The sequence below is a fragment of the Amycolatopsis sp. NPDC051373 genome (assembly GCF_040689465.1).
In the GTDB taxonomy this organism is placed as follows: Bacteria; Actinomycetota; Actinomycetes; order Mycobacteriales; family Pseudonocardiaceae; genus Amycolatopsis.
The window spans coordinates 134806-144034 of sequence record NZ_JBFBAE010000010.1 but is presented as its reverse complement, the minus strand read 5'-3'; the positions used below and the strand labels follow the sequence as shown (position 1 = coordinate 144034).

Below are 9229 nucleotides of genomic sequence, written 5' to 3'. Positions count from 1 at the left end.
CTCACTCTCCCCAGAAGTTCGCTGCGTCGATGAGTAGACCGGCGTGACAGTGGCGCTCATCCTGCGCGCACGTGCACACCAGATCCTTGCCCCGCAACTCACGTCGGATCTCCCGCAGTGACGGGTACGGCACGCCCGACGGCGGAACCAGCCCGTACATCAGCATGGCCTCGAAGTCCCGATTCGCCTGCAACCGTCGCGCCGGCTTCGACACCCGCTCCGGTTCCCCGTACACACCGCGCCGCATCTGCGGATAGTCGTCGATGCGGTAAGGGTTCTCCCACCTTGACCCCGGGCCCACGTACACGGAGCCTTCCGGGTCCTGCCAGCCGGCGACTCGTTCCCGCGTGAGCCGCCAGGGTCGTCGCCCGGTGGAGGTCACACCGAATTCCCCACCACACTGCCGTTCAAGCCCGCGGCCACCGCCTCCGCGATCTGGCCGCGCAGATCCTCCCCGTCGTCCCCGAACGCCTCGTCGATCGCGATCACCACCTGATCCTCCGCGTGGTCATCCACGGCGCGGCCGATCACATACCAGCCCGGGGGGATCATCTCCGACGGCTCATCCGGATACGGGGTGTTCGGCAGAACCTCCCCCGCCCGGTACTGCACGCGAACCCCCGCGAACGTGCCGAACGAACCACGCGGCTTCTTGACCTTCTTCATGATTCCTCCTTGTCGAGAGCCTGGTTGATCGCGGCGCGGATGAACTCTGAGAACTCGTACGGCTTGTACTCGGCGATCGCCACGTCGAAGAGCGAGCACCATCCGAGCACGGACCGCAAGGCATCGAACGCTTTCGGGGCGTACTCCTCCACGGTTATGGCGGTGTAATCGCCTTCGGTCTCGACTGTGGCGCCGTAGCCGTTGAGTTTGGCCAAGGTCGTCTCGGTGCTCTCCGTCACGATTCCCCCTCGTCGTCTGCCAACACATGCACCCGCAACCCAGCCGCCACAGCCATCGCCACAGTCCCCGACGCGCCCGCGGACCCGTTCCGGACGAACGCCACCACCACATCCGGGTTGGACTCCACCATCCGCCGGTTCCGCCGCGGACCCGCAGCCCGACCCTCCGTAGCCCAGTCCGCCGGCCACGCCTCCTCCGTGCCGCCCAGCGCCTTCCACAGAGTGGCGACCTTCCGATCGCACAGCGGGTTGTCACCGTGCACCAACACGGCGCCTGGGAACTCGCTCCACAGGGCCTTCATCGTCGCCCGGACTGAGCCCCATCGACGCCAGTCCCGGGAGATCGTCACCAGGATCCGAATCTGCCCGGTCACCGGTCCTCCTCGTAGAGGTCGTCTTCTGCTTCGTGATCCGCCATGTGCTCCCGGTAGCAGCGCCGACACATCACTCGGGGGCTGCACGCCATGCACGCATCCATGTCGTTCAACTCGAACCAGTTGACGCACGCCACACAATCGGCGGGCATCACCGGCACCAGGGCATCCAGGCTCACCGGGCTGCCCCCTCTGCCGTGTCGGGCTCGCCCCACTCACGGAAAGACTTCGCCGTCGGCCGCGTCCACAGGTATCCGTTCCCGGCGGCCATGCCGGTCTCCATCACGCCGACGACCCGAACGGGTCGGCTCTCGTCCCGGAACTTGGCGGGGATGGCCCGCCGCGCCAGATTCCGTTCCCTGCCGCAGCAGCGATTGCCTGGCGAAGGGCGTGTTCGGCGACGTGTGCGGCGTCGAGCGCGTCCACGCCCGTCGTCGTAGCGAATACGGTGATGGCCACTCGGTGTTCGGGCAACGGTTCGTCAGCCACGGTCGGCCTCCTCGGTGGGCTGCTCGCCCTGCAGCGCCGCTCGGATAGGCCACTGGGTGTCCCAGTGCCGAAGTGGATGCGGCTCACACAGCGCGAGCGCCGCGTCGATGCGGGCCTGCAGCTTGTGGACGGTCGCCCGCGTCGACATCCACTGCTGGTGCCAGCCCTCGCCGAAGAACACGGCTTCGGCGTGCAGCCACAGCGCGAGGTCCCGCTCGGCGTAGGCCGCATCGCGCGCTTCCTCAGCGGCAACCTGCGCGTGGTACTTCTGCCCGCCGCTGTCTTGTGCCGGCTGGTGCTCCACCACGGAGCCGTGAGCGCCGAGGGTTGATGCGATTCGAGTGCCGTGCGAGTGGTCCAGCAGGAAGTGCTTGACCACGGCGGACTCCTCGGGGTCGCGCAGGTTGACGACGCGGCCGGGGCTGATCCCGTCGTGGCACGAGTGCCGGCAGATGACGCTGCCGTTCGGGTAGGCGTCCACGTGGACGGGCACGGTCCAGCCGAGCAAGGTGCGCGGTGCAGGCTCGTCGTCGAGCGGGTTCCGCTCGTTCAGCGCTTCGTGGTCGTCGTCGAAGTCCTCGCGGGGCTCCGCAGGGGCGGCAGCGGGACGGTCGAGGATGGCGCGGACGCGGTCGACGAACGGGAGGTCCACCTTTCGGCCATGCCACTCGTCCAGTTCCGCGACAGCCGCGCGGATCTCGTTGAGCTTGCCGGTGTCGGTCATCGGGTCTCCAGCGGGTACTTGTCCGGTTCGTCATTGCAGCGGCAGCGATCCGGGCCAGCGACATCACCCCGGCAGTCCTGGCACTTCTGCCAGCAGTTCAGCGCGTGGCGGCCGTCAGCGAACGGGCCGATGCAGCAGCGGGGCTCCGCAGGGGCGGCAGCGGGATGCACCGGGCAGTCCGGGTTCTGCTCCAACTGGCTGCCTGGCTCGACCGCGCCGTAGTGGGTGGTCCACTGCGATTCCGGGGTGACGAAGCACGTGCACTTCGGCTCCGCAGGGGCGGCAGCGGGGTCGTAGAACCACGAGGGGCCCGCGTCGTCCACGTTGCCCTTCGCAGGGGCGGCAGCGGGGCGATCGCGGGCATCCCAGCCATCGGTGAAACCGCGCGAGTATGCGTGCGCTTCGGGGGTTTCCGACACCGGCTCGCGGCCAAGGAGGGCTTCGACACGTCGCGCCACGTCGGTCTCGCCGGTATCGGACCCAGCGTCGTAGTAGTCGTCCAGTATCGCGCGGATCTCGTTGAGCTTGTCGGTGTCGCTCGACCGGCCAGTGCGGAAGACCTGACGCCAGGTTCCCGGCGAGATCTCGCTCCAGACCTGCGCCCCGAACGACGGGTCGGCCTCGACCCGGATGCCGCCATGGTCGTAGACGGTGGTGCTCGCAACGGCGTTGTCGGTGTCGGGCACGCGGGGCGTCTGGTCGCTCATCGGGTGGACTCCTCACGGATGGTGCGGAACAGGTTGTCGCTGCGGTCCCAGGTGAAGCGGGTGGCTCCGTGCTCGTCGGTGACCCGCATCCGGAGCGCGCCCACGCAGCAGGCCAGCGACAGGGCGCTGGACCGTGCGGCGTCGAGCGTGTCGAACTCTTGCGTGATGACGGTCGGCTCCGTCTCGCCGCGCAGGGGACGCCATGTGCTCTCGACGGACGATCGGAGGTCCTGGTCGCTCATCGGCCGGCCTCCGTGGTAGCCCACTCGCGCATGGCGGCCTCGACGAACAACGCGGCCTCCACGGACCACGACTCGCCATCACCGCACCGGTGGTAGCGGGTCGTGGCGTACGGGAACAGGGTGCCCTCGTCGCGGATCTCGCCGAACGTCAACCAGCGGGGCTGCTCCCAACCTGGGACGAGGAACAGGAACACCTTCTGCCCACACTGGTCGCAGGGTTCGACAGGCGATGCGACACGGTGGCCTTTCTGCGCCCAGATCTCCGGGCTCAGTTCGTAGCCTGTCTTGTCCTTGCAGTGCTGGTCGAGCAGTTCGAACAGCCGCTCGTCGGTGTCAGCCACGGGTGTCCTCCGGGGCGACGATCTTGCGGACGTTGGCCAGTGCGCAGGCGGGGCAGCCGTCGATGCAGTCGTCGTTGTCCTGGTAGTGGTCCCCCGCGTCGACGTGAACCTCTGCGACCGTGTCGCGGATCTCGTCGAGCTTCGCCCGGGCCACGTCACGCTCGGCGAGGTAGCGGCGGCTCAGCGCGGCTTCGTTCTCGGCGATCGCCTGAGCAGCATCACGGTGAATCTCGGCACTAAGCACGTCCGCCTGCGCAGTACCGAGCTTCTCCTCCGCAGCATCGGCGCGGGCGGTCTCGTTTCGGTGCTGGCTCGCGAGGAGCTCATACCTGCGCTGCAGGAACGAGTAGGTGCGCTGCCGTGTGCGGGCGATCCGCGCGTACTCCTTCGCTGCCTCCCACCACGACGAGGCACGGCGCTCAGCGGACTCGGCGTGGCGAACCCATCCCTCGTGCCAGGTCCCGCCGATCAGCCCGGCATCGATGAGGCGGCGCGCGAGGTCACGCCCCCACTCGAGCTCTTCACTGACCGAGCAGGTCGGGTTCTCGCCGTAGATGTCTTCGACGTAGAGCTGTGCGACGCGCTCGATGATGTTGGCGACGCCCGGCTGGTTCGGCTGTTCGCTGGCGTGGGTGCGTGCCAGGGCGTGCAGCTCCCCCGAGAGCATCGTTTCCGGGGTCTCATCGAGACACTCGCCGGCGTACTCCTCGCTCATGCCGCCACCCGACCAGGAACCATCGACACAATCGCCGGCGCCGGCTCACCCCAACCGTTCGCGGGACGCCCCTTGTGCTTCAACGGCGGCAGCGAACGACCATGCCCGCACGCCCACCGGACGCCGTCCTCAAACACATGCATCGGCATCCCTTGGTTGTGGACCGGGCACGCTGCACACTCACGAACAGTGTTCAACCATCGCCCGTATACCGGATCCTCGCTCATGCAACAGCCTCCGCAACATGCAAGATGGCCCGGAGACGTTCCCCAGCCCACGTTCCAACAGCAGGTGACACGGCATTACCAAACCCATCCACCTGATCCCGTGCAGACCCCCACACCACAAAATCGCCCTTGTGGTTCGGGAAATCCACATCGAACCCGCAACCGCGGCCCACCTCATGCGGCCCCAACATGCGGAAGAAGCAGTCCTCCAACGCCAACTCGGTGAGCGCGGCACGCCACTGCGCTTGCAGATTCTCCGCCAACGCGCGGTCAAACACTGTGCCGGATGCGGTCAACAAACCAGGGATCTGCTCGGACGTGACCGTGGGCATCGCTTCCGCATGGGTCGTCGGTACCGTGTTCTTCCGGAACGGCAGGATCCCCGACGACAACACACTCAACGTCTCCGAGCCACCCTGCGTCGGCAGCGACTCATGCAATCCGCGGGGCGCACCCTGATAGTTATTGATCGCCGCCAGCAACACCGCCTTCTCATGCGTCGACGTCACCGTATCCATAGGGCGTGTGAAATGCTGGCCGTCCCCGTTGTGGCGGTGAGCTGCAACCACAGAACCAGTTGAGAGGATTGCTGTCTCCTGTTGACTGGTCTGCGTCGCCAGCGGCTGCAACATATGCTTCTCCGTGCCGTGCACCGACTTCGCTGGCATCATCACCGCCGGGAATTCAGCGAACCTTCGCCGGCACCGTTCGGCACGAGCCATCGTCGCGGGCGCGAGCGGCTTCTTCCGATCACCGATGCGCGTCCCGAGGTTGCTCAGGTCAAGCGCCGCCAGCGACGGCGTCATAGGCGGAACCACAGGGCGTCGACAGGACGGGCACCGGTACTCATACTGCTTCCCGTAGCGGACGCTGCCAGTAGGCGGAACACCCGTCTTCCACGTCCACACCGCTTGAACGGTCCTGTCACAATTCGCGCACCACGAGTCTGGACGGTGCTCTAGGTCAGGGGCGGGAAGACGACGATCCCAGAAAGCCCAATAGCCGCGGTCACGAGACTGGCCAACGCCGAAGAACATCGAGTTCAGATACAGCACCTGGTAGTCGTAGCCGAGGTTCTTGAACTGCTTCAACCACCAGCGATAGGTGGATCCGTCCCCGACCTTCGACCGCCCCTGCACCGCCGGCCCCCATGACGCAAGCTCCGTGGTGCACTCGACCAGGATCAACCTCGGGTGGTGCTTCGCCGCGTAATGCAGCACACAGTTCGCGGTGGCACGGTCCCGCTCCGACCGCGTCACCCGTTCCTCGAAGTCAGGGTCATCCATGTCGAACAGCGACATGCCTTGCGCATAGGCCTTCTTCGTGTTGGCCTGCGAGTGGTTCACGCACGACACGCCGGCGACGAGCAGATCGGCTGCGGGCAGGTCGCGTGCAGAGTGGTAGTCCGCTGATTCCGGGTTGATGAGGTCGGCGATCCAGTGTTCAGCGTCCGGGTGGTTCGCCTCGTGCACCTTGACTTTGTATTCGTTGTGGTTCGCGGCCATGATCGTCGTGAACCCGGCAGCCTCGATACCGCGAGTCAATCCGCCGAAACCGGAGAACAAGTCCACTGCGACCAGGTCGTCGTGCTTGAACCGCCGTTTCCGGGTTGCGGGACGGTGCACCGCTGTGCGGAGCTTCACTACTTTCCCCATGTATCAATTCTCCTACCGCGACACGACAAGCTTTCGGTGTTGAAACCGGGGTGGTGTGGGCCGATCCCCCTCGAACCTGCCCACACCAACCCGGAGGATTTAGGCGGCTTTCCTGATCTCGGATACCTCGATCACCGGGGGCCACACGGATTCGATGTTCTCCCGTGTCCACCCACGGAACCGGAACACACCCGGGACTGGGACCATGTCCCACAGCCCTGGCCAGCTGCTCGGTTCCCACCGGAACTTGTCACCGTCCTGAAGGACCGTTCGCCGATCACTCACAGGTCCACCGCCCACTCAGGCGCCGAGTCCAAACGACGTGCGCCCGCCGCCAACAACGCGGCCGGCTGCGTGCCGGTGGTGATCCAGCCGATCGCGGAGTTCTCCATCCGCCACTCACCGAACCCGTTCCCACCAACCAGGTACCGATAGATCTTGTCGTTGCCGTAGGTGGCGTAGTACTCGTAGACGTTCACTTCCGTGCCTCCCGCGCGGCCTTGATACCGGTGTAAACCTTGCGTTCCCGCACGGATCCCTGGATCACTGCGGCCGAACCGTCGTCGCCTGCGCCGGCGGCTTCCTTCGCGTACGCCTTCACCTTCGTCACCTGCGGAGTGAAGTTCCCCAGGGCGAGGACGCGACGCACCGCGGATTCGACGGTGACCGCGACCAGGTCCAAGACTCCGTTCTCCGTGCCACCACCGAAGGTCTGGGATTCGTCTTCGAGCCCCTCGCACACGACCTTCACGATGTCGAGAACCAGATCGGATGTGACCTTCTCCGCTACCGCCACCGACACCAGTGCGTCCACATCGAACTGCCGGTCCGTCTTCTGCTGTAGAGCCAGCTTGATGTCCGTTCCATCGATGTCCGGAACGGTCGCGCCTCCGAGCGGGATCCCGGCCTGCTCATTGCCCGGGATCGCCATCAACTCCTCTTCCAGCTCCTGCCGGATCGAGGTAGTCACCCCAGTCAACGCGGTGGCGTACTCGTCGAGCTGCTCGTAGGCGGACATCAGACCCCGCACAAGCGGGTACACGTCGGCCGGCGAAACGACCTCGCCGCGCTCCTCGCGCATCCGCTTGATCTCCGCGTCCACGCGGGCCTGCACGATCTTCCGGAACTCGCGAGGAGACGGGAGCGGGTTCAGTTCCGGGGCGAACGTGATCTCACGACCCTCAGTCATCGTTTCAGCTCCCCACCGTGACGTGGATGCCGTCGCTCTTGGCCTGGTCGAACGGAATCCACACCACGCCGCGGTTCGCGTTGCCCGCATGGAAGCCGTACCGCTGTGCGCGAGGCACATCGACGAACGTGAACACGAACGACTTGTAGGCCGCGGCGGTCTGGTAGTTCTCCCCCAGCTGCGTCACACCCACCGTCTTGCCGGTCTCGTCGGTCAGCGTCGCCTGAGTGCCGTCAGTGAAGTCCCCGTAACCGATGCATCCGAGTCCGTCGCTGCACTTCACGTCCTGGGTGCCGGAGATCGTGACCTTCATGGCCTGGTCGACGACCGACGACCAACTGTTCGACGTGTCCGTGCCACCACCGCAACCGGCGATGAGGAACACCGCGGCCGTCGCGAGTGCAACACCCGCGGTCTTGAACGTCTTCATCACGGCTCCTGCAAGTCGTTGGCGAGGTCGACGAGGTTGCCGACGTAGAAGAACCCGGTGCCGCGGCTGTTGGTCAGCCACTCGTCGAGCGCCTTGTGGAGGCTCTCCCGGTCCGTGGCGTCCAGGTCGGAGTGGACCGGGCCGGAGGGGGTGCCGTACGTGATCTCCGAGTCGACCGGAACCACGTACTTCGATCCGGAGCCGTTCACGGCCGCGATGAACTTGGCGGTGAACTCACGCATCGGCTTCATGTACGCCTCCAAGAGGTCGTGGAAGTCGGGGCCTGTCGCGTTGCTGCTCATCGTTTGTGTCCTGCTTTCTGTACGTTGACGTGCTGCCACTGGGATCCGCACACCCGGCAGGTGGCAACGCCAATGGGGGAAAGCCAGAAGTCAGCGGCGCAGACGTGGCCGCTCACAAGACCACCACCCGCTTGGTTGTGGATCCTTTACACAACAGGACTTCCTGCCCGTCCACGCGATCGGCTCGGTACAGAGCGGCGCCGTAGCCGATCAGCCGCCGGACCGCTTCGGTGAGGGAGACGCCCTCCTGGTCGATCACCATCCGCAGTGCGTCCAAGGTCTCCGGGTTCACGGCGACGTTGATCCGCTTCGGCTGTTCGGCATTGGACTCCTGGTCCATGACGGCCCCTCTCTACGCTTCGACGGTGCAGGTGGTGAGGTGGTAGGTGATGTCCGTGGCCTTGAGGTCATCCGCGACGACAGCGCGGGGACCGGGATTTTCGAATGCGCGTTGGCAGAGGATCGGACCCTCGAACCAGGTGATCAGGTAGACGGTGCGCATCACTGCCGCATCCGTTCGGCCTTAGCCTGGAGGTGCAGGGCAGTGTGGGCGATCGACTTGGCCAGCTTGTTGAAGCCGACTTCCCTTGCCTCTGCCGCCTCCGCTTCGAGGAAGACAGCGATCTCGTCCACATCGGCCGCGGTCATCGGGTCCGGCTGGGGCATGTACGCGGTCATTTCTTCTCGTCCTTGGCGGCGGCCTTCGGCTGGGCTGCCTTCTGGTCGACGCCGGCCCGTTCTACGAACTCGGCGAGCTTGCGGTCTGCGGCTTCGTCGATCTTCTGCACGATCTTCTTGAGCACGCCCATTGCTGACTCCTGGGGGAAAGTTGGGGGTCCGGGGTGGTTGTCCCGGCGACACAGACCACATTATCGGATAGTGGTGGATAAGGCAAGCGGAGTGTCGAAGGACCAGGACAACCACCCAGA

Annotated in this window: 19 protein-coding genes; all 19 read right to left on the bottom strand. The window is 65.7% G+C overall.

The features are described 5' to 3' along the window. Position 1: 1 nt before the first annotated feature. The 19 genes from AB0383_RS20295 to AB0383_RS20205 all read right to left on the bottom strand — a co-directional run bounded on the left by AB0383_RS20295 (position 2) and on the right by AB0383_RS20205 (position 9109). A complete protein-coding gene (locus tag AB0383_RS20295) occupies positions 2-382 on the bottom strand; it encodes a DUF4326 domain-containing protein (protein ID WP_366188197.1) in 381 nt (126 codons plus the stop codon). Next, positions 379-666 (bottom strand): hypothetical protein, encoded by a 288-nt coding sequence (locus tag AB0383_RS20290; protein WP_366188196.1) that lies wholly within the window; start codon positions 664-666, stop codon positions 379-381. Before AB0383_RS20290 ends, AB0383_RS20295 begins: the two co-directional genes overlap by 4 nt. Continuing rightward, the gene (locus tag AB0383_RS20285; RefSeq protein WP_366188195.1) at positions 663-905 is read right to left on the bottom strand and encodes a hypothetical protein; all 243 of its coding nucleotides are present in this window, start codon (positions 903-905) and stop codon (positions 663-665) included. Before AB0383_RS20285 ends, AB0383_RS20290 begins: the two co-directional genes overlap by 4 nt. After that, positions 902-1279, bottom strand: coding sequence for a hypothetical protein (locus AB0383_RS20280; protein ID WP_366188194.1), 378 nt, complete (start codon positions 1277-1279; stop codon positions 902-904). The genes AB0383_RS20285 and AB0383_RS20280 overlap by 4 nt, the downstream gene beginning before the upstream one ends. After that, on the bottom strand, positions 1276-1458 hold the full coding sequence (locus tag AB0383_RS20275) for a hypothetical protein (RefSeq protein ID WP_366188193.1): 183 nt from the start codon (positions 1456-1458) through the stop codon (positions 1276-1278). Before AB0383_RS20275 ends, AB0383_RS20280 begins: the two co-directional genes overlap by 4 nt. A gap of 302 nt (positions 1459-1760) precedes the next feature. Next, positions 1761-2492, bottom strand: coding sequence for a hypothetical protein (locus AB0383_RS20270; protein ID WP_366188192.1), 732 nt, complete (start codon positions 2490-2492; stop codon positions 1761-1763). Continuing rightward, complete coding sequence (locus tag AB0383_RS20265; protein WP_366188191.1) at positions 2489-3199, bottom strand: hypothetical protein; 711 nt, start codon at positions 3197-3199, stop codon at positions 2489-2491. Before AB0383_RS20265 ends, AB0383_RS20270 begins: the two co-directional genes overlap by 4 nt. Next, on the bottom strand, positions 3196-3441 hold the full coding sequence (locus AB0383_RS20260; protein ID WP_366188190.1) for a hypothetical protein: 246 nt from the start codon (positions 3439-3441) through the stop codon (positions 3196-3198). The genes AB0383_RS20265 and AB0383_RS20260 overlap by 4 nt, the downstream gene beginning before the upstream one ends. Next, complete coding sequence (locus tag AB0383_RS20255; protein WP_366188189.1) at positions 3438-3782, bottom strand: hypothetical protein; 345 nt, start codon at positions 3780-3782, stop codon at positions 3438-3440. The genes AB0383_RS20260 and AB0383_RS20255 overlap by 4 nt, the downstream gene beginning before the upstream one ends. After that, on the bottom strand, positions 3775-4497 hold the full coding sequence (locus AB0383_RS20250) for a hypothetical protein (protein ID WP_366188188.1): 723 nt from the start codon (positions 4495-4497) through the stop codon (positions 3775-3777). Before AB0383_RS20250 ends, AB0383_RS20255 begins: the two co-directional genes overlap by 8 nt. Positions 4498-4720: 223 nt before the next feature. Beyond that, the gene (locus AB0383_RS20245) at positions 4721-6379 is read right to left on the bottom strand and encodes a DNA cytosine methyltransferase (RefSeq protein ID WP_366188187.1); all 1659 of its coding nucleotides are present in this window, start codon (positions 6377-6379) and stop codon (positions 4721-4723) included. Between the two features lie 281 nt (positions 6380-6660). Beyond that, positions 6661-6858 carry a hypothetical protein gene (locus AB0383_RS20240; RefSeq protein ID WP_366188186.1) on the bottom strand — a complete coding sequence of 66 codons (198 nt, stop codon included), beginning with the start codon at positions 6856-6858 and terminating at the stop codon, positions 6661-6663. Continuing rightward, positions 6855-7568, bottom strand: a complete 714-nt coding sequence (locus tag AB0383_RS20235) for a hypothetical protein (protein WP_366188185.1) — start codon at positions 7566-7568, stop codon at positions 6855-6857. The genes AB0383_RS20240 and AB0383_RS20235 overlap by 4 nt, the downstream gene beginning before the upstream one ends. A 4-nt stretch (positions 7569-7572) precedes the next feature. After that, the gene (locus AB0383_RS20230) at positions 7573-7998 is read right to left on the bottom strand and encodes a hypothetical protein (protein ID WP_366188184.1); all 426 of its coding nucleotides are present in this window, start codon (positions 7996-7998) and stop codon (positions 7573-7575) included. After that, positions 7998-8300: a hypothetical protein gene (locus AB0383_RS20225; protein WP_366188183.1), complete on the bottom strand. Its 303-nt coding sequence runs from the start codon at positions 8298-8300 to the stop codon at positions 7998-8000. Before AB0383_RS20225 ends, AB0383_RS20230 begins: the two co-directional genes overlap by 1 nt. A 112-nt stretch (positions 8301-8412) precedes the next feature. Continuing rightward, on the bottom strand, positions 8413-8640 hold the full coding sequence (locus tag AB0383_RS20220; RefSeq protein WP_366188182.1) for a hypothetical protein: 228 nt from the start codon (positions 8638-8640) through the stop codon (positions 8413-8415). Positions 8641-8652: 12 nt separating this feature from the next. Next, entirely contained in the window at positions 8653-8802 is a 150-nt protein-coding gene (locus tag AB0383_RS20215; RefSeq protein ID WP_366188181.1) for a hypothetical protein, read from the bottom strand. Further along, positions 8802-8978 carry a hypothetical protein gene (locus tag AB0383_RS20210; protein ID WP_366188180.1) on the bottom strand — a complete coding sequence of 59 codons (177 nt, stop codon included), beginning with the start codon at positions 8976-8978 and terminating at the stop codon, positions 8802-8804. The genes AB0383_RS20215 and AB0383_RS20210 overlap by 1 nt, the downstream gene beginning before the upstream one ends. Further along, a complete protein-coding gene (locus AB0383_RS20205) occupies positions 8975-9109 on the bottom strand; it encodes a hypothetical protein (protein ID WP_366188179.1) in 135 nt (44 codons plus the stop codon). The genes AB0383_RS20210 and AB0383_RS20205 overlap by 4 nt, the downstream gene beginning before the upstream one ends. Positions 9110-9229: the final 120 nt, after the last annotated feature.